This is a genomic window from Bradyrhizobium sp. Ai1a-2 (assembly GCF_000426245.1).
Lineage (GTDB): Bacteria > Pseudomonadota > Alphaproteobacteria > Rhizobiales > Xanthobacteraceae > Bradyrhizobium.
The window spans coordinates 84,540-108,585 of the sequence record NZ_AUEZ01000008.1 but is presented as its reverse complement, the minus strand read 5'-3'; the positions used below and the strand labels follow the sequence as shown (position 1 = coordinate 108,585).

Sequence of the window (24,046 nt, the reverse complement as noted above, 5' to 3'; positions counted from 1 at the left end):
TCAGAATCAGCCACCAAGCTTCCAGATGTCGTTTGCGGCGACCCTCGGGCTGGTCGCGCTGGTGCAGATCGGCATGCCGCATCTGTTTGCCGCGCCCGACCATTCTACGACCGCGCGGATCGCGTTGTGGGGCGGGCGAGAGATTGCGATGCTGCTGCTCGCGTCGCTGGTAGCGGGGCTCGCGACCACGCCCTATGCCGCGTTTCACTTCCACCGGCTGGCGCCCTTTGGAGCACTCGCCAATCTCGCGGCGATGCCGGTGGTGTCGGCGCTGGTGATGCCGGCCGGGCTGCTCGGGCTGTTGGCGATGCCGTTCGGTTTCGACGGCGTGTTCTGGGCGATCATGGGCACTGGCATCGATTGGATGATCGTGGTTGCGCAATGGGTCGCCGCGCTGCCGGGCGCGGTCGGCCGCATCGGTGCATTCGGGATCGGTCCGCTGATTGCCGCGAGCCTGGGTATCATCCTGCTCGGACTGTTGCGCACGCCGCTCCGCTTCGTCGGTGCGGCCGTGCTTCTCATTGCGGTGGTGTGGGCAATGAGGGCGCCGCAGCCGGACATCCTGATTTCCGGGGATGGCCGCAATGTCGCGGTCCGCGGTGGTGACGGGCGGCTGCACCTGATGCGGATCGCCAAGGACGCGTTCCTCGCCAAGGAGTGGCTGTCCGCGGACGCCGATGCCCGGGCCGCGAGCGATCCCTCGCTCGCGGAGGGCGTCTCGTGCGACGAGGGCGGCTGCGTGACCCCTGCGGCCGGCGGCGCGTTCATCGCGCTCACGCAGCGGCCCGAGGCGCTTGCGGATGATTGCGAGCGGGCGGCGCTGGTCGTGACCGCAAGGCCGGTGTCGCAAGGCTGCGCGGCGGCGGTCATCGATGCCGAGCGCCTGCGACGGCAGGGCTCCCTGGCGCTGCGGCGGAACAAGAACGGCTTCGTCATCGACGCAGTCAAGCCCGCCGGCCTCGACCGGCCGTGGTCGCCTGCGATTTCAGGCGAAGGCGAACCCGAGACCACCATCCGGATCCAGGGGGGACCCGCGCCGCGCGCCATCGATGCCACCCCGTCCGAATCCGACCTGCAGTCGGAAGACTGAACGCCGGCGTCAATCTCCGCCGGCGTTGGCCGGCAGCTCGAAGGCGCCGAGCCGAAACTCGTCCGAGCCGCCTGAACAAGACGGTATCTGCACAAGCGTGAAGGTCGCATCCGGAAAGCGTTCCCAGATGGCGAGATCTTCCGCCGCGACGGTGAGCCAGCCGAACCTGAACATGTACCGGCCGGGCTCAGCCACTCGTCCGGCATTTTGCCATGTGATCTTGGTGACCACTGATCACGCCCCCCTTGGCGATAAAGCTTTCGTTCAACACAAAATCACGTGCGCCCCTGGATGGCCTCCGGGGCCGCTCAAAACATTTTGCTAGTCGCTCGCGGCAACGTTCCGCCGGTCGAAACCGGCGGCGTACGCTGCCGAGGCCGTCAGCCGATGAACAGCGGATTCGGCGCGGGTCGCCGCTCGACCTCCTTCTGCGCCGGCTCGGCAACGTGATGCGTCACTGGCAATTGCAGCACGGTCGCCCGCTGCCCTTCGCAGAGCTGGGTCACCAGCACATGGCTGCCATCGGGGAATTCGATCGCGTCGTGATGACGATCCCGAATATGCGGATCGATCTGGTTGAACTTGCCGACGCGGAAGCCGGTCGTCTTGGTCCAGATCCAGCGATTGTCATAACGGACGTTATCGGCGAACGCGAGCTCGGTCCCGGGAAGCATGCAGACCGCGACCGTCGGATCGCTTTCAGAAGCGAAGCCGCGGGTCGAGGTGCCGCGGAAGGTGGTGGTGATGAGCGTCTCTCCAACCTGGGCGGGACGCGTCGCCACAGCATGCAGGCTATAGTCACACATCGGATTGCTCCTCATTCGAGATAGCCGACCCGGGCCTGGAAGAGGCGCAGGCCTCTATCAGAGTGGACGATAACTTATAAGCCTCTGCTTCGTTCTTGGCATTTGTACGGCCCACGCCTTTGGTCCGTTCACAAACACGATAGCGAAGCGCTGCCGCGCATCTCCTTGCGCAGAACAGCCCCGGCCGACGACCGGAGCTGCTATTCTAATCACTCTAGGTCGCTCTTGTCAGCGTCCTTGCAGACCAAAGTACCGCACCCACGTACCAGACGGCTCGCTGCGCCGGTGGTGACTCAGTACTTGCGATAAAGTCCGATCAGCTTGCCCTGGATCCGCACCCGGTTCGGCGGCAGGATGCGGACTTCGTAGGCAGCATTGGCAGGCTCAAGCGCGATCGAAGCGCCGCGGCGACGGAAGCGCTTCAGCGTCGCTTCCTCCTCATCGATCAGCGCAACCACGATATCGCCGGTGTTGGCGGTCTCGTTGCGCTGGATCAGGGCCATGTCGCCATCGAGGATGCCGGCCTCCACCATGGAATCGCCGCGCACCTCGAGCGCATAGTGCTCGCCGGAGCCGAGCATGTCGGGCGGCACGCTGATGGTGTGGCTGCGGGTCTGCAGCGCCTCGATCGGCGTACCCGCCGCGATCCGGCCCATCACGGGAACAGCGACGGGACGGTTGCCATCGTCCTCGACCACAGCCGCGCTGGTCGTGCGCTTGCCGAGCGTGCCTTCAATGACACTTGGCGTGAAGCCGCGGCGGCCGTTGCCGGCGGCCGAGAGCTCGGGCAGCTTGATCACCTCGATCGCGCGGGCGCGGTTTGGCAGGCGGCGGATAAAGCCGCGTTCCTCCAGCGCCGTGATCAGGCGGTGGATGCCGGACTTCGAGCGCAGGTCGAGTGCGTCCTTCATCTCGTCGAAGGAAGGAGGCACGCCAGCCTCCTTCAGCCGTTCGTTGATGAAACGCAGAAGTTCATATTGTTTGCGCGTAAGCATCGCGAGCATTCCCCCGGTTGGTAGCGTCGTTCGATCCGAGACTTGAGAAGGGCTGATCTCGGGAGTAACGCACTCCCATTCGTAGACAGCGAGTTTCGAAACAAATCATGAACGGACACTATATGTTCGATATGTGTTCCGCAACCACTTAATTTCAGGTGAACGCGATCAGAAATGCTCCGGCACGTGCTGGTCGCAGCTTCATTCGGGCAATCGGAGAATGTCGCAAGGCGCGCCTTTCGACGCTGCCGGCGCAAATGGCGGACGGATCACAAGTGCCTGCGCCGCAGTGAGATTCCCAAGCAGCGAACTGTCCTGCTTGGTCACCGGCGTTGCGATCAGCGTACCGTCGTCGCGCTCTTCGAGCAGCGCGCGAAGATAATCCTCGCGCTGATCATTGGCGGCGAGGTCGCGGCCGAGCAGGGCGCTTTCCCTGACATGATGAATCGCCGAGCTGCCGAGCAGGGCCCGAATCAAAGGCACCAGGAACAGGTAGGCGCAGACATAGGACGACACCGGATTGCCGGGCAGGCCGATCACGCGCATCGCGCCGAGCCGCCCATGCATCATCGGCTTGCCCGGCCGCATCGCGATCTTCCAGAACGCCATGGTGACGCCCTCGGCCTCGAGCGACGGCTTGACGAGGTCATGGTCGCCGACCGAGGCGCCGCCGGTGGTGATCAGGATGTCGGCGCCCGCGGCGTGCGCGCGGCGGATGCCTTCGGTGGTGGCGGCAACCGTGTCGGCGGCGACCCCGAGATCGATGGTTTCGGCGCCTTCCGCGTGCGCCAGCGCCCGCAGCGCATAGCCGTTGGAATAGACGATCTGGCCCGGACCCGGAGAGGTGCCCGGCATCACCAGTTCGTCGCCGGTCGCGAGCACAGCTACCTTTGGCCGGCGCCGCACGGCGAGTTCCGGATAGTTCATCGACGCCGCCAGCGACAGCGCGCGGTCGGTCAGCCGGCTTCCGTGCCTGAGCAGCACGTCGCCCTCGCGGAAATCGACGCCGGCGGGGCGGATATGCCGCCCGGCGACGGCAGCCTCGGTGATGGTAATGTGATCGCCGTCGATCCGGGTGTCCTCCTGGATCACGACGGCATCGGCACCGGCGGGAATGACACCGCCGGTGAAGATCCGCGCCGCTTCGCGCGGACCAAGTTCCCGATCGAATGGCCGGCCGGCGGCGACTTCGCCGATCACCTTCAGCCGCACGCTGAGATCGGCGGCATCTGAAGATCGCACCGCATAGCCATCCATCGCCGACATCGCCTGTGGCGGCTGCGTGCGCTTTGCCGCGACGTCATGGGCAAGGGTGCGGTGATAGGCGGCATCGAGCGCGACCATCTCTTCCGGCAATGGTTCCGCGCCGGCGAGAACCGCGGCTAGCGCATCGGCGACCGGCATCAGGGCCACGGGCAACTCCTAAATTCCGAGCGCGAGAAGCGCGTTCGTCACATCATCTGATGATGTGACGTGAATGGCTGCGAGGCCGGCCGCCCGTGCGCCGCGGATGTTCTCGGCGGAATCGTCGAAGAACACGATGCGTGAGGCCGGCACGCCGATCGCCTTCACCACGTAATGATAGGCTTCCGCGTCGGGTTTCCGTAGCCCGATCGTCGACGAAAAGAAGATCTCGCGGAAATGGCCGAGCACGTCCGAATAGGCTGCCGAGAAATGCTCGATATGGGGCGGATTGGTGTTCGAGAAGGCATAGAGCGGCAGGCGCGTCTTGGCGCGCATCAGGTGCGCGGCGATTCCCGGCATCTCGCCGGCGAAGATCGCGTTCCAGCCTTCCAGGAACTGGGCGTCGGAGATGCTGATGCCGAGCGAGTGCCGCAGGCTTGCGAAGAAGGCGGCATCATCGATCTTGCCGACCTCGTGATGTCTGTAACTCTCGTCGATGACAAAACGGGTGGCGAGCTCGGCAGGCTCGCAGCCGGCATGGCCGGCCCAGGTTGTCATCGCCTTGCCGAGATCGATATCGAGCACGACGCGGCCGAGGTCGAACAACAGGACGTCGGCGGAGCCGGGGGAGAGGGACGGTTGGGTCATAGCGACGGTTGTGTACGAAAATCCCAAGGGGGCGGCAATGTCTTCGTTCGCGGGCCCGTAGGATGGGTGGAGCGAAGCGAAACCCATCACGATGGAGCAAGCGGGTCGAATGATGGGTTTCGCTTCGCTCTACCCATCCTACGTCGGATTCAGACGGCGGATGTGAGTTCGCATTCTCGCGGCGCACTACGCCCGAGGTTTGCTTCACTTTCCACCCTCTTCGAGATCAGAGGGCGCAGGGAAAGCCGGGTGCTGGTTGCACCCGTGGGTCCCGTGCAACAAAAAGCACGGGGGTAGGACCACAGGTTCAACCGAAGCATTCCGGCTTTCCCTGCGCGATGGTTTTACGGTTTCCTTCGTGCTCTCCCCGGTGACCGGGCTCTTTTGCCACCGTCATCTGTAGAAGCTTGCTTCTACGAACTTAGCGCCAGCGTCGGGGCGCCAGGACCACACGACTTCGCCGTCCGCGTTACATGCGCTCGTCAGTCGCACGCATCGCGTCCACCGCATCTCACCGCAACGTTCGTGACGATCGCGAGCCGCCCCTCATCCGCCGTGAGACGCGCGGAGTTAAATCACTGATTTGCCCGACGACGGAAGCGGAATGTTTTTTCCGCGAGGGCTGGACAGACTTTTGGTGATTTGCCCGTCGGGTTGATTGGTCGCACCCGAAGCAGCCACATCGTCATTGCGAGCGCAGCGAAGTAATCCGTAGCGCCGCAAGCGGAGGCATGGATTGCTTCCGCCTTCGCTCGTTGAGCTACGGCGGACAAGTCGCTACGCTCGCAATGACGGAGGTTATCATTCCGGGGCGATGCGTCAGCATCGAGCCCGGAATCCATTCAACCGCAGAGTCAGCCGCCGAATAGATTCTTTGATGGGCAATTGCACATCATAGCTCGCGTGGAGCTTGTCATCGGGCCGCGCTTTGCGGACCCGGTGGGGCGCCTCGGAATGACCGCGGTCGTTGGCAACGAGCGAGGCACAACTGTCATGGACGAGCGCGAGGCTCGCCCTTTGGCAATCGCCGATTGGGCATGGAAGCCACCCGCATTTCGGCTTTGCCGTGATCGAGGGCGCATATATCGTTCGCAGCAAGAGACCGATCCCGCCGAAATGCCGGGATAACGATGTCCAAAGATAATGCGAGGAAAACCATGGCCGACACGCTCCTGTTCTCACCGATGACGATCCGCGGGATCACGCTGAAGAACCGGATCGTGGTGCCGCCGATGCATCAATATTCGGCGGTGAAGGGATTTCCGACCGATTGGCACTTGATGAATGCGGGCAAGTTCGCTGCCGGTGGGGCGGGGCTGGTCATCGTCGAGTCAACCAAGGTCGAGCGGCGCGGCTGCGGCACGGTGGGCGATCTTGGCATCTGGGATGACAAGTTCATCGCGCCGCTCAATCGGCTCGTCGCCTTCATCAAGCAGCAGAACGCGCTTGCCGGTATCCAGCTCGGCCATTCCGGCCGCAAGGCGCGCGCGACGCGACCGTGGGAGGGCGACGGGCCGCTGCAGCGGTCGCCTGATATCGAGGATTGGGACGACTGGACCCCGGTCGCGCCGAGCGCGATCGCGCATAGCGCGCGCTGGCCGGTGCCGCGGGCGCTCGAGCGCAGCGAGGTGAAGGACCTCGTGCTGGCGTGGGGCCAAGCCGCGCGCCGTGCCAATGAGGCCGGCTTCGATGTGCTCGAATTGCATGGCGCGCACGGCTATCTCGTGCATGAGTTCTTGTCGGAGCGTGCGAACCAGCGCACCGATGAATATGGCGGCTCGGAAGAGAACCGCATGCGCTTCATCATCGAGGTGACCGAAGCGGTGCGCACCTACTGGCCCGATCACAAGCCGCTCTTCGTGCGGCTGTCCGTGGAAGACAATGCCGGCTGGGGTCCGGAGCATAGCGTGCGTCTCGCCAAAATCCTCAAGGTGAAAGGCGTCGATGTCATCGACTGCTCGTCCGGCGGCATCACCGACATGGCGCCGATCCTCGGCAAGGAAATCAAATACAACTACCAGGTGCCGCTATCGGAACAGATCCGCCGTCACGCCGATATCCTCACCATGGCCGTCGGGCTCATCATCCATGGTGACCAGGCCGAACAGATCCTGCGCGAAAAACAGGCAGATCTGATCGCGGTTGGGCGCGAGATCCTCAACAACCCGAACTGGCCGATGGACGCCGCGCTGAAGCTTGGCGTGGAAGGGCCGTTCCGTAATGTTCCGCCGCAGTTCGGCTATTGGCTGGGCACCCGCGCCAAGCGCGGCTTTGGAACAAATCCGTCGACCTGGCAGAGCGGGCTGCAAGAGCGACTTCCATAGCAGCGACGAGCAACGCACGATGTCGTGAGCGACGGTATTTCTCCGGTACAATTGGCCTTGATCCGACCAAAAAGACATTGTGTGTTTGCGCGCGCCGGGCGAGAAACGGCGATTCAACACAGTGGTGGCTGCTACAGCGGGAAGGATCGCAGGCAATGCGTAGGAATTTTGGCTTTCTCCTCGGTACGGTCACGGGCGCTGGTCTCACCCTTCTCGTCACCGCCCCGCAGGGCGCCAATCTGGTTGCGGTCGCCAAGGCCGCGGTCCGCTCCGACACCTATTCCCAGCTCAATCTGTTCGGCGACGTGTTCGAGCGCGTCCGGACCGACTATGTCGAGAAGCCCGACGACTCCAAGCTGATCGAGGGCGCCATCAATGGCATGATCTCTTCGCTCGATCCGCATTCTCGTTACATGAACGAGAAGGGCTGGACCGACATGCAGGAGACCACCCATGGCGAGTTCGGCGGCCTCGGCATCGAGGTCACGATGGAAGATGGCTTCATCAAGGTCGTCGCGCCCATTGATGATACGCCGGCTTCGCGCGCCGGCATCATGTCGGGCGACATCATCACCCAGATCGATGACGAACAGATCCAGGGCATGACGCTGGATCAGGCCGTCAACAAGATGAAGGGCCCGCCCAACAGCCAGACGAAGCTGAAGATCATCCGCAAGGATGCCGACAAGCCGATCGACGTTTCCATCACCCGCGAGATCATCCGCGTGCGCCCGGTGCGCTTCCACACCGACGGCGGCAATATCGGCTATATCAGGATCAACTCGTTCAACGAGCAGACCACCGAAGGCCTGCACAAGGCGATCGCCGATATCTCCAAGGAGATCCCGCAGGACAAGCTTGCCGGCTATGTGATCGACCTGCGCAACAATCCCGGCGGCCTGCTCGACCAGGCGGTGTCGGTGGTGAGTTCGCTGATGGCGCGCGGCGAAGTGGTCTCAACCCGCGGCCGGCTGCCGGAAGAGACGCAGCGCTTCACCGCGCGCGGCGGCGACATGACCAAGGGTAAGCCGCTGGTGGTCCTGATCAACGGCGGCTCGGCGTCTGCCTCCGAGATCGTGGCCGGTGCGCTGCACGACCATAAGCGTGCAACCCTGATCGGCACCCGCACCTTCGGCAAGGGCTCGGTGCAAACCATCATTCCGCTCGGGACCGGCAATGGCGCGCTGGCGCTGACCACCGCCCGTTATTTCACGCCGTCGGGCCGTTCGATCCAGGCGCAGGGCATCGCGCCCGATATCGAGATCCTGCAGGATGTGCCGGACGAATTGAAGACCCGCGCCGAAATCAAGGGTGAAGCCTCGATGCGCGGACACCTGGCCGCCGAAGGCACCGAGCAGACCGGCTCGCAATCCTTCGTCCCGCCCGACGAGAAGAACGACAAGGCGCTCAACGCCGCCTACAACCTCTTGCGCGGCGTCACCGTCAATGCCGACGCCAAGAACGCGCCGCCGAAGCGGACGGTTCCGAACTGAGGGTTTCGATAGAGAGGCGAGTTTGGGGCTTCACCTCCCCCGTTTGCGGGGGAAGTCGTTGCGCGAAGCGCAGCGGGTGAGAGCTCTCTCCTCCACGGAACGTCCCATCGCAGAGGCATCCTCACCCCGACCCTCTCCCGCAAGCGGAAGAGGGAGTGCGGCACGCGATGTGGATGCAGTCAATCAAGCCCTACGTGCGACCGGCCTGCGCTTGCGGCGTGGGGCAGTCGCGGCCGGGTTTGCGTGATGGGCGCGCAGCAGGGCGCGGATCTCCTCGGCGGGCTTGGGTGCGCTGAAAAGATAGCCCTGCATCTCCGAGCAGCCGAGCTCGCGCAGGATCTCCTGCTGCTCGACGGTCTCGACGCCTTCGGCCGTCGTCGTCATCCGCCGCTCGGCGGCAATGTCCACCACAGCCTGCACGATGCCGGATGATCCTTCCGGCTCGGCGAGGTCGGTGATGAAGCAGCGGTCGATCTTGATCTTGTCGAACGGGAAGCGCTTGAGATAGCTCAGCGACGAATAGCCGGTGCCGAAATCATCGAGCGCGATCCGCACGCCGATGGTGCGGAGCTGGTGCAGGATCGCAAGCGCCGCTTCGTCGTCGCGGATCAGCACGGCCTCGGTGATCTCAAGCTCGAGGCGGCTGGCCGGCAGACTTGATGCCGTCAGCGCGGCGATGACCTTCAGCGCCAGCGTGCCGCTCTTGAACTGGACCGGCGAGACATTGACGGCGAGGCGGAAGCTGTCCGGCCAGGCGGCCGCTTCCTTGCAGGCGGTGGTCAGCACCCATTCGCCGAGTTGGTTGATCAGGCCGGTCTCCTCGGCAATCGGCACGAATTCGGCCGGCGAGACCATGCCGCGTTCCGCATGGCGCCAGCGCACCAAGGCTTCGCAGCCGGTGATGCGGTCGTTCTGCAGGTCGAGGCAGGGCTGATAATGCACTTCCAGCCCGGTTTCCCCGGCGATCGCCTGCCGTAAATCCATTTCGAGGGCGCGGCGGGCGCGTACCTCCGCGTCCATCTCCGGCTTGAAGAAGCGCGCGGTGCGTCGTCCGGCGGATTTCGCCGCATACATCGCAAGGTCCGCGTTCTTCAGGATCTCATCGATATCCGAGCCATGCTGCGGCGACAGCGCAATCCCGATGCTGGCGTCGGTGGTCACCTGATGGCCGAGGCATTCATAGGGATTGCGGATCGCCTCGTGAATGCGGTTGACGAGATCGATGACGTCGGCCTCGCTGGCGAGGCCGAACTGGACGATCGCGAATTCGTCGCCTCCCAGGCGCGCGACGAAATCGCTGTCCTTGACGCAGCCGGCGAGGCTTCTCGCCACCGATTTCAGTAGCTCGTCGCCGACCATGTGGCCGAGCGAGTCGTTGACGCCCTTGAACTCGTCGATGTCGATATAGAGCACCGCCAGCTGTTTCGCCGGTGTGGCATGCGGCAACTCGCGCTTGAGCTGCTCGCGGAACAGCGCGCGGTTCGGCAGGTCGGTCAGCGCGTCGTAGTGGGCGAGGTGGGTGATGCGCTCCTCGGCGCGGTGCCGCTCGGTAATATCTTCATGGGTTGCGACCCAGCCGCCGTCGGCGAGTGGTTCGTTGACGACCTGGATCGAGCGGCCGTCGGAGGTGGTGATCACCATGATGTTGCGCAGCCCGATATCGCGCAGCACCAGCGCAACATAGCGATCGACATCGCCGTCGAACGATCCCGTCGCCTTGCGATGGGCGATGACGTCGTGGAACGTGCAGCCGGGCTTGATCACATCGGCCGACAACCCATAGATCTCGATATAGCGCTTATTGCAGACGACGAGCCGTTGCGACGCATCAAACAGCAGCAGACCCTGGGTCATGTTGTTGACGGCGGTGTCGAGGCGCAGCTTTTCCAGCGTCAGACGCTGCTGCTGCAGCCGGTGTTGCTGTGACAGTTTTCGCACGACGAGGAACAGCAGCGCGGCGATCGCAAGCACGGAGGCGGCGGTCACCGTAATCAGCATCGTGGTCTGTTCGCGCCAGTCCGCCAGCGCCGCCGAGGTGGTCGTGGTGGCGACGATGACGAGCGGGAACCTGGTCAACGCCTGCGAGGCGACCAGCCGATCCTGGCCGTCGACCGGGCTCGTCAAGCGCGACGTGCTGTGGTCGAGCTCAAAGACCCGCTGCTGAGCCGCAGGACCGGTGTTGAAGTTCTGGCCGATCAGCTCCGTGACATGCGGGTGCCGGGCGAGCAGGGTGCCGTCGCGGTGATGCATGGAGATCGACGCTCCCGGCGCGAGCGCGACGGTGGCGAAGAATTTCTCGAAGTTGAGCGGCTCGATGCCGCGGCCGACGACGCCGAGGAATTCGCCGTTGGTTCCAGTGACCTTGCGGGCGAGCAAGGCGGTCCAGGCGCCGGTGATCCGGCTGTGGACGGGTTCGAGCAACCGCTCGGGCGACTGCGGGTCGGACTTGAAGGTCCGGAAATAGGATCGGTCAGCGATGCTCACCGACGGCACCGGCCAGCTCGAAGACGAGTTGATCAGCACGCCGTCGGCGTCGAACACGTTGATGCCGCCGACATAGGACATCGCGTCGATCTTGGACTTGAGCGTCAGGTGGATGTCCTGGCTCGACATCCGCGCTCTGAAATTCTCGCGGGTGGTGGCAATCCCGCTCGACCGCATGAACCGGATCACGTCCTGCTGCACGACCTCGAAGTCCTGCAATTGCTGATCGAAATGGCGGGCCAGCAAGAGCGTAGCGTTTTCCAGCTCGCGCGCGCTGTTGCGCAGGGCGCGTTCGCGGAAGTTCTTGGCCATGACGGTGGCGCCGATCGCGATCGAGACGATCAACAGGATGCCACCCAGGATCAGCCAGCGGATCGGTCCGCCCCGCAGGACTGAGGTGAGCTTGAATGAGACACCGTTTGGGATCATCACACGGGGATCACTACCAGGAACGCGCCTGGAAGCAGTTTGGCGCATCCCCGGCCGACGGCACTGGTACACCAGCGAGGTGGAGCCGACGTTAGCAATCCTGGTTAACAAATCCTTGCCGCGGTGGTGCCGGTTGGCGGGAGCAACCGCAGCGCTGCGCTGGAGCTTCGGCTCTGATTGAGTCAGAACCGAAGCTCGCGATTCTCATTTTGGCGCGTATTCTTCACGCGAACCGGCATCCACTTCGCTCGATAACGCTTGCTTCGATCGCGACGCCGGTGCGGTTCGCAGCGCGGTCACGACGATGGCCGCGGCAGCGATATTGGCTGCGACGCTGGCGAGGATCGGCAGCGTGTAGGCGTGGGTGAGGTCGAACGCGAACCCTGCGGCGCTCGGGCCGATGAGCGTGCCGAAGGCGACGCTGGTGTAGAGCATGCCGATGATGCCGCTGACATTGCGGCCGCCGAAATAATCCATCACCACGGCCGGCAGCACGGCAACCCAGCCGCCATAGAACACGCCGTAGACAAAGGCGAACAAGGCGAGTTGCCAGGCGTTCTCGGACACCAGCCAGATCGCGAGCGCGGCCGCCATGCCGACGAACATCAATAGCAGCGAGGACTGCCGGCCGACCCGGTCGGCGAGGCCGCCGAGGAAGAAGCGTCCGGTAGTGCTGCCGACGCCGATCACGCCGAGCAGCAGCACGGCGATCGACGGCGCCACTCCATGATCGCCGGCATAGGGGACGAGATGCACGAAGGGCACGAACACGCCGAAGGAGCAGATCAGGCAGGCGGCGTAAAGCGCAATGAAGCGCTTCGAGCGGATCGCCTCGCTGAGGGATGAGCCTTCGGCCCGCGCCGATATCGTTCCTCGCGGCGGCGGATCGCCGTCGGGCCCGAGATTCCGGTCGCGCGGATCGTTCTCGATCAGGAGCGCCATCGCGCCGCCGGCAATGGCCGCGGACGCGCCGAGCGCAAGATAGGCGCCGCGCCAGCCCAAGGCCTCGATGAGGAGCGTGGCCAGCGGCGGCATCACCAGCGTGCCGACGCCGATCCCGCTCACCGCAAGCCCGGAGGCGAAGCCGCGCCGCCGCACGAACCAGCGCTGCACCGCGCCGACCGCGGGCACATAGGCGCAACCGACGCCGAGGCCGACGCCCAGCCCATAGGCGGCGTAGACTTCGATCAGGTTGCGCGCCGCGCCCGCGGCGGCAAGACCGAGACCGGTCAGCACCATGCCGATGACCGCGAGCGGACGTGAGCCGAAGCGGTCAGCCAGCGGACCGCTGACGATGCCGAGCCCGAAATACAGGAACCCGGCCAGCGAAAACACCAGCGAGACCGAGCCACGCGAGGCGCCGAAATCCCGCTGCAGCGATTCGACAAAGGCGCTGAAGGTGTAGGCCGAACCGAAGCCGACAAAAGTCACGGCGAATGCCGCTGTCACCACGAACCAACCGTAGAAAATGCCGGGAGAGGGCAGCGTCGCTTCGCGATTCATGGCGTGCTCCGTCGATCCGATTGACACCAGTATTATCGTTATACTGGTGTCTATTGCTGTCAACCAGTAAATGTGCTTTACTGGTGTCTATGTCGGAGGAGTCGCGACGCTTCAAGGTTCCGGACGAGCTGGCGGATCTCTATGATTTCGCCAACACGCTCGATCTCAGGCATTTCACCCATCACGGCGTGGTGCATCCGCAGGGAGATGAACTGGCTGATGCGGCCGGGCTCGGCGCGTGGATGTCGCAGCGCGGGCTGCTCGCGGCCGGCGCCAAAGTCACGGGCGCAACGTTCGAGGCGGCGCTGCGGCTCCGCGCCTGCCTCCGCGACTACCTGCAGCGCGATCCTGCCGAGGGGGCCAGGAACAAGGATGCCGTTCGATCGCTGAACGAGGCGCTGAGGCTGTTTCCGTTGACGATCGAGGCGCGCAGCGGCGGCACCATGGGGCTCGGCGCCGTGCGCGAGGATGCGTTGGCGGGGCTTTCGTTAGTGGTGGCGCAGCTCTACGACGGTTCCAGAAACGGAACGCTGGATCGGCTCAAGATGTGCGCATCCGACGAGTGCCGGCGGGTCTTCTTCGATCGCTCAAAACCGGCGACGCGGCGCTGGTGCATGTCGACCTTGTGCGGCAACCGGATCAAGACGCGCAATTATCGTGCCCGGCTCCGGGCCGATTGAGAGCGACAACCTCTTCTTCGGCTGCATCCAGTCGAGTTCAGCGCGCGCGGATGGCGGATGAATCGGAACGATGGGTCCGTGGCCGCTTGCCGACCGACCGGGTCGGTGGATCCTGAGCCCACATCCCGTTACTCTGGTCGATGTAGCGCTGATAGCCGCCTGTATAGGGGTTGCCCGGACCTTTGTTCTGGCAATTGGCGTTGGGGTAGAATTGCGCGCAATAGCCGGGCTCCGAAATCACCTGCTGTGCCAAGGCCGGCGCGCTGACGACGCAGAGCGCTACGGCGGCACCAAGAAGCTTGAAGGACGACATTGCGTTGCTCCTTCGCGGGAGGTCACGCCAAATGTAACACCGCAAGTGGCGACGCACTCCGAGCCGCCGGGTCACAGCCGCGTGACAAGGCTGCGTCAGCGATCGACGGCGCGGTAGTGGCCGGACTTGCCGCCCTGCTTCTCGACGAGGTGGATTCCTTCGATGCGGACGCCGCGCTCCACCGCCTTGATCATGTCGTAGATGGTGAGGCAGGCGACCGAGACCGCGGTCAGCGCCTCCATCTCGACCCCGGTCGGGCCGGTGACCTTCACCGTCGCCTGCACGATGCAGCCCGGCAGCTTCTCGTCAGGCTCGATATCGACCGTGACCTTCGACAGCGCCAGCGGATGGCAGAGCGGGATCAGTTCCGAGGTCCGCTTCGCCGCCATGATGCCGGCAATGCGCGCGGTGCCGAGCACGTCGCCCTTCTTGGCGTTGCCCGAGACGATCAGCTCGAGCGTCGCCTTGCTCATGACGACGCGACCCTCGGCGACCGCGGTGCGTTCGGTGGCGGGCTTGGCGGAGACGTCGACCATCCGTGCCTCGCCGCTGGCATCGATATGGGTGAGGGCAGGGCCGCCCTTGGACTTCTCCGCCATCGCTCTAGCGCGTTCCGGTGGCGCGCGGCGCGCTTTGGCGCGTCAGCAGCGCGCGGGTTGCCGCGGTCACGTCGGCCTGGCGCATCAGGCTCTCGCCGACCAGGAAGGTCGACATGCCCACGCGTTCGAGCCTGGCCAGATCGTCCGGCGTGAAGATGCCGCTTTCGCCGACCATCAGCCGCTCCTTCGGGATCAGCGGCGCCAGCGCTTCGCTGGTGGCGAGCGTGGTCTCGAAAGTGCGGAGATTGCGGTTGTTGACGCCGATCATCGGCGAGCGGAGTTTTAACCCGCGGTCGAGCTCTGCGCGCTCGTGGATTTCGATCAGCACATCCATCTGAAGCGCGAGCGCGGCATCCTCGATGTCCTTGGCGGCGGCGTCGTCGAGCGCGGCCATGATGATCAGGATGCAGTCGGCGCCATGGGCGCGGGCTTCGACCACCTGGTAGGTGTCGAACATGAAATCCTTGCGCAGCACCGGCAGAGTGGTTGCCGCGCGCGCCGCGACCATGAAGTCGAGATGGCCCTGGAACGAGGGCGTATCCGTCAGCACCGACAGGCAGGCCGCGCCCCCGGCCTCATAGGCCTTGGCCAGAACAGGCGGATCGAAGTCGGCGCGGATGAGGCCCTTCGATGGCGAGGCCTTCTTGATCTCGGCGATCAGCGCGTAATCGCCGTGGCGGTGCTTCTCCTTGATGGCGCGCACGAATCCGCGCGGCGGCGATGCCGCCTTGGCGCGGGCCTCGATCTCGGAACGCGGATGCGCGCGCTTGGCGGCGGCGATCTCTTCGCGCTTGTAGGCTTCGATCTTCTTCAGGATATCGGACATCGCGGATCCTAACGTCTCTATCTGAGCATGATCCGGACCATGCTCTTTGTTTGGAGCATGATCTTTTCGGAAAACCGGTCTCCACTTTTCCGGACCATGCTCTAGCTGTTGGAAACCGCGATCAAATGTTTGAGCTTCGCGGCCGCAGCACCGCTATCCAACGAATTGGTCCCCAGCGCGACGCCTTCCTTCAAATCTTTGGCACGACCGGCGACGATCAGCGCTGCGGCGGCGTTGAGCAGCGCGACATCCCGATAGGCGCTCGGCTTGCCATTGAGCACGCTGAGCAGCGCTACCGCATTGGCATCGGCATCGCCGCCCTTCAGCGCCTCGCTGCCGACGCGGCCGAAGCCGGCGTCGTCAGGGGAAACTTCGAAGGTTCTGATCTCGCCGCCTTCCAGCGCCGCCACAAAGGTCGGGCCGGTGAGGGTGATCTCGTCCAGCCCGTCCGAGCCGTGCACCACCCAGGCCGCTTCCGAGCCGAGGTTCTTCAGGACCTGCGCCAGCGGCTGCACCCATTGCCGCGAGAACACCCCGACCATCTGCCGCTTCACGCCAGCGGGATTGGAGAGCGGGCCGAGCAGGTTGAAGATAGTGCGGGTCGCAAGCTCGACCCGGGTCGGGCCGACATTCTTCATGGCCGGGTGATGGGCGGGGGCGAACATGAAGCCGATCCCGGCTTCCTGGACGCACTGGCCGACCTGGGCCGGCGTAAGATCGATCTTCACGCCAAGCGAGGCGAGCACGTCGGCCGCCCCCGAGCGCGACGACAGCGCGCGGTTGCCATGTTTTGCAACCGGTACGCCGACGCCGGCCACAATGAAGGAGGCGCAGGTCGAGACGTTCACTGAGCCGGAGCCGTCGCCGCCGGTGCCGACCACGTCGACCGCTTCTGCAGGCGCCGTCACCCGCAGCATCTTGCTGCGCATCGCCGACACCGCGCCGGTGATCTCCTCCACGGTCTCGCCGCGCACGCGCAAGGCCATCAGGAGGCCGCCCATCTGCGAGGGCGTGGCTTCGCCCGACATCATGCTGTCGAAGGCGCTTGCCGCTTCGTCACGCGACAATGTCGCGCCGGTGGCGACTTTTCCAAGTATCGATTTCAGGTCGTCCATCGCCCGCTCATGGATATTCAATGACGCATGATCTGATCGGAAAACCGGTTCCCGCTTTTCCGGATCATGCTCACTCGTTGTTATTCGCGCCCGTCACCTGAGCGAAGGCGGCCTGATTGATTGTGGTTCCGATGTCTTTTTCGATCTTGTTGACGTATTGCGCGACCTGCTCGTCGGTCATTCCGCGCTGCAGCGCTTCTTTCAGCTTCTTGACCTCGTCGGAGGCAAGATCGACCGGCGGCACGATGATGTCGGTGACGCGGAAGACAATGCGTTCTCCGCCGGTCCCCGTGGCCTGGCCGACGCCATCCTTGGCAGTGCGGAACGCGGCCGAGACCACGCTCTCGGGCAGGCCCGGCAGAGCGGCGTCGCGGCGGAATTTATCCGATGTATCGAGCTTCACGCCGAGCGCGGAGGCTTCCTCGGCGAGCTTGCCGCCGGCCTCGACCTTCTTGACGATCTCGGTCGCCTTTTCGCGCAGCTTGGTCGCGATCTGGTCCTCGCGCCATTTCGCCTCGACCTGGTCGCGCACCTCGTCGAGGCTGCGCTCGCGCGACGGCGTCACGCCGAGCACGTCGTACCAGACATAGCCGCCGCGGAACTGGATCGGCTCATTGTCGACGCCGACGTCGCTGCCAAAGGCCTGCGAAACCACATCCAGCCCGGTCGGAATATTCGCCACAGGCTGGCCGTTCGGCATGCGTCCCGAACGGTCGACAGCGTCGATGGTGACGGCGGCGAGCCCAAGCTTCTGTGCCGCCTCGGCGAGGTTGGCGCCACCGCCGCGCTCGTCCTCCATCTTGTTGTGGAGATCGGCGACCTTCTCGCGGGCGCGCTCGGCTGCGATCTGCTTTTTGATCTCGCCCGCCATGCTTTCATAGGTCGGCGTCGTGCCGGGCTCGATCTTGCCGACCTTGACCAGCGCCACGCCAAAGCGGCCCTGCACCGGCTGGCTGACTTCGCCCGAGGGCAGGGAGAAGGCCGCATCCGCCACGGCCGGATCAAGAATCGCCGACTTCGCGACCATGCCGAGATCGACGTCGGCCAAATTGAGGTTGCGCTCCTTGGCGAGGTCATCGAACGAGGTGGTCGAAGTCAGCCGCGCACGTGCGGCAGTGGCTTCTTCCATGTTCGGAAACACGATCTGCGATATCTCGCGCTTCTCCGGCGTGCCGAGCCGCTCACGGCGCTGTTCGAATATTTTCTTCGCATCCTCGTCGGAGACCTCGGTCCACTTGCCGATCTCCTCGGGCGTCACGACGACGAATGCGATCTTGCGGTATTCGGGTGCGCGGAACTGGGCTTTGTGATCCTCGAAATAGGCGGCCAGCGCCTCGGGCGAGGGCGGGTCGATGGTGCCGGCCTGCGCGGCGTCGAGCTTGATGTACTCGATCGAGCGCTGCTCGTTCTGATAGCGGATCAGGGCCTCGATCAATGTCTTTGGCGGCTCGATGCCGGCGCCGATCGTGCCGGCGAGCTGGCGACGGAGGCCGACGCGGCGCTGCTCGGCGAGATAACGCTGCTCGGTGTAGCCGAACTGGCGGATCACCGACTGGAATCGCTGCGGCTCGAACTGGCCGTTCAGCCCCTTGAAGTTCGGGTCGTTGTAGATCGCGCGCATGGTCTCGGCGTCGGACTGGCCGAGCCGCATCCGCCTGGCTTCCTCGTCGAGGGCTGCTTCCGCGATCGTCTGCTGCAGCACCTGCCGGTCAAAGCCGAAGGCGCGCGCCTGGTCCGGCGTCAACGGACGGCCGTACTGACGACCGATCTGCTGCAGCCGGTCGCTGTAGATCTGGCGGAATTGCTCCGTCGAGATTTCGGTGCTGCCAACCTTGGCGAGCGTCGACTGGCCGAACCCCCTGAAGATGTCGGCGATGCCCCAGATTCCGAAACTGACAATCAAAACGCCCATCACCACGGCCATGACAATCTTGCCGAGCCAGTTTGATGAGGCTGTCCGAATTCCTCGAAGCATGGGTCCAACTTGTTTGAAAAGGAGGGGAACCGGGTCGCGCCCGGGGATAGTCCGATAATCGGATTCCTTGAAGGGCGTCACCGAGTTGGGAACGCATCATAAAGTGGCAACTGCGCCGTCGCAACCAAACCTTAGCGGCGATTTGTAGCGGCGGATCGGCGGGTCTGGAAGTGACGGCCGGGCTCTGCTAGCGCTGGCGCTCTGACATTTCTCGGGAATCCTGCCATGACCGACGCCATCCGGCCGCTGATCGCCGGCAACTGGAAGATGAACGGCCTGAAAGTTTCCGCAGGCGAATTCGACGCCATGCTGGCGGGTGCCGGCGCGCTGGCCGGCAAGGCCGATCTCCTGGTGTGCCCGCCGGCGACCTTGCTTGCCGCCTTTGCCGAAAAGGCGCGCGGCTCGAAGGTCGCGCTCGGCGCTCAGGATTGCCATCCCAAGGCGTCGGGCGCCCATACCGGCGATATCTCCGCTGAAATGCTGGCGGATGCCGGCGCCAGCGCCATCATCGTGGGCCATTCCGAGCGCCGCGCCGACCATGGCGAGACCGATGCGTTGGTTCGCCAGAAGGCCGAGGCCGCCTGGCGCGCCGGCCTTACCGCAATCGTCTGCATCGGCGAGACCCGCGGGCAACGCGACGCCGGGCAGGCGCTCGATGTTTGCGGCGCGCAGATCAAGGGGTCGTTGCCGGACGGCTCGACTGCCGCCAAGCTGGTGGTCGCCTACGAGCCGGTTTGGGCGATCGGCACCGGGCTGACCCCGACGGCGCAGGATGTCGAGCAAGTTCATAAGTTTATCCGCAGTGTCTTGACGGATCGCTTCAAGGGGGAGGGCGCAAATATCCGTATTCTCTACGGCGGCTCCGTAAAACCCTCGAACGCGGCCGAGCTATTGAGCGTTGCCAATGTCAACGGCGCGCTGGTCGGTGGTGCCAGCCTGAAGGCTGCCGATTTCCTTGCGATCGCAGCGGGCGCTCCCTAGCTAAAACTGCGGCGGTTATGGGGTGGCGTTGCCGGTCCCGATCGTGTAACACCGCGCAACTTCAGGAAAACCCGCTGATAGCGCGAGCCGCCGGAACCCGGCGATTCTCCGCTTGCGACGGAAGGTCACAATGCAGACTGTCGTCATCGTCATCCATCTCATGATCGTCGCCGTGATGATCGGCGCAGTGCTGCTGCAGAAATCCGAGGGCGGCGGCCTTGGCATGGGTGGAGGCGCGGGCTTCATGTCGAGCCGCGGCACGGCCAACCTGCTGACGCGGACCACGTCGGTCTTGGCGGCGCTGTTCTTTCTGACCAGCCTGTTCCTGTCCTGGCATGCCGGTCTCAGCAGGCAGCCCACCTCAATCATCGGCACCGGCGCGCCGGCGCCGACCCAGCAGCCTGCCGGCGGCGTCCCGATCACTCCGCCGACCTCGGGCGGTATTTTGGATTCGCTGAAGAAGGTCGACGAGCAGCAGGGCCAGCAGGCTCCCGCCGCTCCGCAGGCTCCGGCCGCGCCGCAGGCGCCACGCTCGCAATAATGCGGGGTGGCTATGCAGGGTGCAGGACTGGAATCCTGTGTCAGGAAGCGCCATTAAGACCCTGACTAAGCAGTAAAATTCACGTCACTCACAGCCCGGCAATAAGTTTGCCGGGAGGACACGAATCATTTTGGCGAATCGGTCTCGTCGAGATAAAGGTTAGGCCCCATGGCGCGGTACATATTCATCACCGGCGGCGTGGTTTCCTCACTCGGCAAGGGTCTGGCTTCAGCGGCACTCGGTGCCCTGCTGCAGGCACGCGGGTACAAGGTCCGCCTCCGCAAGCTCGATCCCTATCTCAACCTCGATCCCGGAACGATGTCGCCGTACCAGCACGGCGAAGTGTTCGTGACCGACGATGGCGCCGAGACCGATCTCGATCTCGGCCATTATGAGCGCTTCACCGGGCGGCCGGCGACCAAGGCCGACAACATCACCACTGGGCGCATCTACCAGGACATCATCTCAAAGGAACGCCGCGGCGATTATCTGGGCGCCACCATCCAGGTGGTCCCGCACGTCACCAACGCGATCAAGGAATTCGTGCTCGACGGCAACGACGGCTATGATTTCGTCCTGGTCGAGATCGGCGGCACGGTGGGCGACATCGAGGGCCTGCCGTTCTTCGAGGCGATCCGCCAGCTCAAGAATGAATTGCCGCGCGACCATGCGGTCTACATTCATCTGACGCTTTTGCCGTACATCCCAAGTGCAGGCGAGCTCAAGACAAAACCGACCCAGCATTCGGTGAAGGAATTGCGCTCGATCGGCATCCAGCCGGATATCCTGCTCTGCCGCACTGACCGCGAGATCCCGAAGGAGGAGCGGCGCAAGCTCGGGTTGTTCTGTAACGTGCGCGAAAGCGCTGTCATCGAGGCGCGCGACGTCGACAACATCTATGCCGTGCCCGAGGCCTATCACGCCGCCGGCCTCGACGACGAGGTGCTGGCGGCGTTCGGGCTCGCGCCGAAGATTCCGCCGGCGCTGCAAAGCTGGCACGTCATCAACGAGCGCATCCGCAACCCCGAGGGCGCGGTGACGATCGCGATCGTCGGCAAATATACCGGGATGAAGGACGCCTATAAGTCGCTGATCGAGGCGCTCTCCCACGGCGGCATCGCCAACAAGGTGAAGGTCAATCTCGACTGGATCGAGAGCGAGGTGTTCGAGAACGAGGACCCGGCGCCGTTCCTCGAGCACGTCAACGGCATCCTGGTGCCCGGCGGCTTCGGCCAGCGCGGTGCGGAAGGCAAGATCAAGGCGGCGCAATTCGCCCGCGAGCGCGACGTGCCGTATTTCGGCATCTGCTTCGGCATGCAGATGGCGGTGATCGAGGCCGCGCGCAATCTGGTCGGCATCGAGCAGGCCAATTCCACCGAATTCGGCCCGACACCCGAACCGCTGGTCGGCCTGATGACGGAATGGCTGCGCGGCAACGAACTGGAAAAGCGGACGCAGCACGGCGATCTCGGCGGCACCATGCGGCTCGGCGCGTACCCGGCGGTCCTCAACCGCGGCAGCCGCGTCTCCGAAGTCTATGGCGGCGCCACGGAAATCTCCGAGCGCCACCGTCACCGCTACGAGGTCAATACCGCCTACAAGGACCGGCTCGAGCAGCACGGCCTGCGCTTCTCGGGACTGTCGCCGGACGGCATATTGCCCGAGATCGTGGAGTACGAGGACCATCCCTGGTTCATCGGCGTGCAATTCCACCCCGAATTGAAATCGCGGCCCTTCGAGCCGCACCCGCTGTTCGCCTCGTTCATCCAGGCGGCGATGGCACAGAGCCGACTGGTTTAGGCCGTAGGCTGGGCATAGCGAAGCGTGCCCACCTTCGCTTGCAGCGATCGTGAATGGTGGGCACGCTTCGCTTTGCCCACCTTACAACTCGTGTAAACGGTACGGTTCAGCCTGCTTTTTTGACGATCTTGCGTAGCGCATCGTCGATCCGCGCCTGCCAGCCGGGACCCTTGGCCTTGAAATGTTTCACGACCTCGGGGCTCAGTCGGATCGATACTGGAACTTTGGTGGGTGCCTTCTGCGGTCCGCGCTTTCTGATTAATCGATCGAGTTCGCTCGGTTTCATATCCTTCAAGCGCGTGCCGCTCGGAAACCTCGTCGCTGCCGCAAAATCGGCCCTGGTCCATTCCGGATTGTCACTGTCAAATGCAGGTGGCTTAGCTTTCCTGGACATAGCGTCTCACCTCCTTTGCGTGCGCACGGCGCAGACTGATGGGCCGGTATCGTTCGTTGCGCACAGTGAAGACCAGACAATAGGCAACCCCTTCGATCAATCCGTACGCTCGGTAGCGAGGATCGCCGTAGTCGAAGGGATCTGCCCTGACGATCGCCCAGATATCCATATCCACCCAGCGCTCGAGTGATATCCCGTGCTTGGCAAGATTGATCTTATCCTTATTCGGATCAAAGTCACTCACATTTTGTATATACGATCAGGTGCGGCGTCGCGGCAAGGGTGACATGCGATGTTCCACTCAAGACAGCCTTCCATGCAATCGCTATAACCGCTGCGCAACCATAGGGAGGACTGCCGAATGATCTACGAGACCCGCGTCTATCGCTGCCTGCCGGGCCGGCTGCCGGCGCTGCTCAAGCGCTTCGACACCATCACGCTCAAGCTGTGGGAGAAGCACGGCATCAAGCAGGTCGGGTTCTTCACGACGCTGGTCGGCGAATCCAACCAGGATCTGACCTACGTCCTCGCCTGGGAATCGCTTGCCGATCGCGAGAAGAAATGGACTGCATTCCAGACCGATCCGGAATGGATTTCGGCGCGGGCGAAGACGGAAGAGGATGGCCAGATCGTCGGCAACATCGTCAACCAGTTGCTGGTGCCGACCTCATTCTCCGCGCTGAAGTGAGGTTCGGCGCACCCCCGATATTCCGGACATAACCGGGGTTGATCCTGGTGTCGCGGACCGGCATGGTCCGCGCGAAATTGAAAGGACACACCGTTGAACGCCAAGCTCTCGGCGGCACCGATCGTCAGCGTCGGCCCGGTCAAGTTCGGCAATGATCTGCCGATCTCGATCATCGCCGGGCCGTGCCAGCTCGAGAGCCGCGCGCATGCCCTGGAGGTGGCCGGCGCGCTGAAGGAGATCGCGGGCCGCCTGAAAGTTGGGCTCGTCTACAAGACGTCATTCGACAAGGCCAACCGCACCAGCGCATCCGCCGCGCGCGGCATCGGACTGGCGCAGGCGCTGCCGATCTTTGCCGAGATCCGGTCCTCGCTCGGCCTGCCCGTGCTGACCGACGTGCACGAGCTCGCGCAATGCGCGGCGGTGGCGCCGGCGGTCGACGTGCTGCAGATTCCGGCGTTCCTTTGCCGGCAGACCGATCTGCTGCTTGCGGCGGCCGCAACCGGAAAGGTCGTCAACGTCAAGAAGGGTCAGTTCCTGGCGCCGTGGGACATGGCCAATGTGGTTGCAAAACTGACGGGCGCCAACAATCCGAACGTGCTGGTGACCGAGCGGGGCGTGTCCTTCGGCTATAACACCCTGGTGTCCGACATGCGCGCGCTGCCGATCCTGGCGCGCACCACCGGCGCGCCCGTCATCTTCGACGCTACCCATTCGGTGCAGCAGCCGGGCGGGAAGGGGGCATCGTCGGGCGGCGAGCGCGAATTCGTCCCCGTTCTGGCGCGCGCGGCCGTGGCGGTCGGCGTTGCCGGCGTCTTCATCGAGACTCATCCCGATCCTGACCACGCCCCATCCGACGGACCGAATATGGTGCCGCTCCGCGAGTTCGAAGGGCTCGTCAGGACGCTGATGGAATTCGACGCGCTGGCCAAGAAGACGGCGCGTTAAGGGGCGGGTGCGA

22 protein-coding genes and 1 pseudogene are annotated in these 24,046 nt (G+C 64.2%); 9 read left to right on the top strand and 14 right to left on the bottom strand.

Annotated features, from left to right (window positions below; translation table 11 throughout):
- Nucleotides 1–13: 13 nt before the first annotated feature.
- Nucleotides 14–1,090, top strand: a pseudogene (locus K288_RS45045) (ComEC/Rec2 family competence protein); the annotation flags it as partial.
- Between the two features lie 9 nt (nt 1,091–1,099).
- On the opposite strand, the gene K288_RS0108495 reads toward K288_RS45045, so the two are convergent.
- From K288_RS0108495 to K288_RS0108475, 5 genes are all read right to left on the bottom strand, one after another.
- Nucleotides 1,100–1,321 (bottom strand): hypothetical protein, encoded by a 222-nt coding sequence (locus K288_RS0108495; protein WP_027579149.1) that lies wholly within the window; start codon nt 1,319–1,321, stop codon nt 1,100–1,102.
- A gap of 149 nt (nt 1,322–1,470) precedes the next feature.
- The gene (locus K288_RS0108490; RefSeq protein ID WP_027579148.1) at nt 1,471–1,896 is read right to left on the bottom strand and encodes a hypothetical protein; all 426 of its coding nucleotides are present in this window, start codon (nt 1,894–1,896) and stop codon (nt 1,471–1,473) included.
- Nucleotides 1,897–2,189: 293 nt separating this feature from the next.
- A complete protein-coding gene (gene lexA, locus K288_RS0108485; protein WP_027579147.1) occupies nt 2,190–2,891 on the bottom strand; it encodes a transcriptional repressor LexA in 702 nt (233 codons plus the stop codon).
- A 201-nt stretch (nt 2,892–3,092) separates the two neighbouring features.
- Nucleotides 3,093–4,304, bottom strand: coding sequence for a gephyrin-like molybdotransferase Glp (gene glp, locus K288_RS0108480; protein WP_027579146.1), 1,212 nt, complete (start codon nt 4,302–4,304; stop codon nt 3,093–3,095).
- Nucleotides 4,305–4,313: 9 nt separating this feature from the next.
- Nucleotides 4,314–4,943 carry an HAD-IA family hydrolase gene (locus tag K288_RS0108475; protein ID WP_027579145.1) on the bottom strand — a complete coding sequence of 210 codons (630 nt, stop codon included), beginning with the start codon at nt 4,941–4,943 and terminating at the stop codon, nt 4,314–4,316.
- A gap of 1,157 nt (nt 4,944–6,100) precedes the next feature.
- Between K288_RS0108475 and K288_RS0108470 the strand changes: the two genes are divergently transcribed.
- A complete protein-coding gene (locus K288_RS0108470; RefSeq protein ID WP_027579144.1) occupies nt 6,101–7,267 on the top strand; it encodes an NADH:flavin oxidoreductase/NADH oxidase in 1,167 nt (388 codons plus the stop codon).
- A 155-nt stretch (nt 7,268–7,422) separates the two neighbouring features.
- Nucleotides 7,423–8,760, top strand: a complete 1,338-nt coding sequence (locus K288_RS0108465; protein ID WP_027579143.1) for a S41 family peptidase — start codon at nt 7,423–7,425, stop codon at nt 8,758–8,760.
- Nucleotides 8,761–8,943: 183 nt separating this feature from the next.
- On the opposite strand, the gene K288_RS0108460 is transcribed toward K288_RS0108465, so the two are convergent.
- Together K288_RS0108460 and K288_RS45035 are read right to left on the bottom strand one after the other, a co-directional pair.
- The gene (locus K288_RS0108460; protein WP_027579142.1) at nt 8,944–11,673 is read right to left on the bottom strand and encodes an EAL domain-containing protein; all 2,730 of its coding nucleotides are present in this window, start codon (nt 11,671–11,673) and stop codon (nt 8,944–8,946) included.
- 204 nt (nt 11,674–11,877) lie between these two features.
- Entirely contained in the window at nt 11,878–13,176 is a 1,299-nt protein-coding gene (locus K288_RS45035) for an MFS transporter (RefSeq protein ID WP_051334434.1), read from the bottom strand.
- Nucleotides 13,177–13,265: 89 nt separating this feature from the next.
- Here K288_RS45035 and K288_RS0108450 point away from each other — a divergent pair, with 89 nt between their 5' ends.
- Nucleotides 13,266–13,856, top strand: coding sequence for a CGNR zinc finger domain-containing protein (locus K288_RS0108450; RefSeq protein WP_027579141.1), 591 nt, complete (start codon nt 13,266–13,268; stop codon nt 13,854–13,856).
- Nucleotides 13,857–13,893: 37 nt separating this feature from the next.
- Here K288_RS0108450 and K288_RS45030 read toward each other — a convergent pair whose 3' ends face one another.
- The 5 genes from K288_RS45030 to K288_RS0108425 all read right to left on the bottom strand — a co-directional run bounded on the left by K288_RS45030 (nt 13,894) and on the right by K288_RS0108425 (nt 18,684).
- Nucleotides 13,894–14,169: a hypothetical protein gene (locus K288_RS45030; protein ID WP_051334433.1), complete on the bottom strand. Its 276-nt coding sequence runs from the start codon at nt 14,167–14,169 to the stop codon at nt 13,894–13,896.
- Between the two features lie 95 nt (nt 14,170–14,264).
- Entirely contained in the window at nt 14,265–14,768 is a 504-nt protein-coding gene (moaC, locus tag K288_RS0108440) for a cyclic pyranopterin monophosphate synthase MoaC (RefSeq protein WP_027579140.1), read from the bottom strand.
- Nucleotides 14,769–14,772: 4 nt separating this feature from the next.
- Nucleotides 14,773–15,594: an indole-3-glycerol phosphate synthase TrpC gene (gene trpC, locus K288_RS0108435; protein ID WP_027579139.1), complete on the bottom strand. Its 822-nt coding sequence runs from the start codon at nt 15,592–15,594 to the stop codon at nt 14,773–14,775.
- A 101-nt stretch (nt 15,595–15,695) separates the two neighbouring features.
- Nucleotides 15,696–16,709 carry an anthranilate phosphoribosyltransferase gene (gene trpD, locus K288_RS0108430; RefSeq protein WP_027579138.1) on the bottom strand — a complete coding sequence of 338 codons (1,014 nt, stop codon included), beginning with the start codon at nt 16,707–16,709 and terminating at the stop codon, nt 15,696–15,698.
- A gap of 70 nt (nt 16,710–16,779) precedes the next feature.
- Nucleotides 16,780–18,684, bottom strand: a complete 1,905-nt coding sequence (locus K288_RS0108425) for a peptidylprolyl isomerase (protein ID WP_027579137.1) — start codon at nt 18,682–18,684, stop codon at nt 16,780–16,782.
- Nucleotides 18,685–18,909: 225 nt separating this feature from the next.
- Here K288_RS0108425 and tpiA point away from each other — a divergent pair, with 225 nt between their 5' ends.
- From tpiA to K288_RS0108410, 3 genes are all read left to right on the top strand, one after another.
- Nucleotides 18,910–19,665: a triose-phosphate isomerase gene (gene tpiA, locus K288_RS0108420; protein WP_027579136.1), complete on the top strand. Its 756-nt coding sequence runs from the start codon at nt 18,910–18,912 to the stop codon at nt 19,663–19,665.
- Nucleotides 19,666–19,795: 130 nt separating this feature from the next.
- Nucleotides 19,796–20,206, top strand: a complete 411-nt coding sequence (gene secG / locus K288_RS0108415; RefSeq protein WP_027579135.1) for a preprotein translocase subunit SecG — start codon at nt 19,796–19,798, stop codon at nt 20,204–20,206.
- Between the two features lie 168 nt (nt 20,207–20,374).
- Nucleotides 20,375–22,006 (top strand): CTP synthase, encoded by a 1,632-nt coding sequence (locus K288_RS0108410; RefSeq protein ID WP_027579134.1) that lies wholly within the window; start codon nt 20,375–20,377, stop codon nt 22,004–22,006.
- A gap of 106 nt (nt 22,007–22,112) precedes the next feature.
- Here K288_RS0108410 and K288_RS0108405 read toward each other — a convergent pair whose 3' ends face one another.
- Both K288_RS0108405 and K288_RS0108400 read right to left on the bottom strand, forming a co-directional pair.
- Nucleotides 22,113–22,400: a BrnA antitoxin family protein gene (locus tag K288_RS0108405; RefSeq protein WP_027579133.1), complete on the bottom strand. Its 288-nt coding sequence runs from the start codon at nt 22,398–22,400 to the stop codon at nt 22,113–22,115.
- Nucleotides 22,384–22,644, bottom strand: a complete 261-nt coding sequence (locus tag K288_RS0108400; RefSeq protein WP_027579132.1) for a BrnT family toxin — start codon at nt 22,642–22,644, stop codon at nt 22,384–22,386. Before K288_RS0108400 ends, K288_RS0108405 begins: the two co-directional genes overlap by 17 nt.
- Nucleotides 22,645–22,761: 117 nt before the next feature.
- On the opposite strand from K288_RS0108400, the gene K288_RS0108395 reads away from it, so the two are divergent.
- Together K288_RS0108395 and kdsA are read left to right on the top strand one after the other, a co-directional pair.
- Complete coding sequence (locus K288_RS0108395; RefSeq protein WP_027579131.1) at nt 22,762–23,088, top strand: NIPSNAP family protein; 327 nt, start codon at nt 22,762–22,764, stop codon at nt 23,086–23,088.
- A 93-nt stretch (nt 23,089–23,181) separates the two neighbouring features.
- Nucleotides 23,182–24,033 (top strand): 3-deoxy-8-phosphooctulonate synthase, encoded by an 852-nt coding sequence (kdsA, locus tag K288_RS0108390; protein WP_027579130.1) that lies wholly within the window; start codon nt 23,182–23,184, stop codon nt 24,031–24,033.
- Nucleotides 24,034–24,046 lie beyond the last annotated feature (13 nt).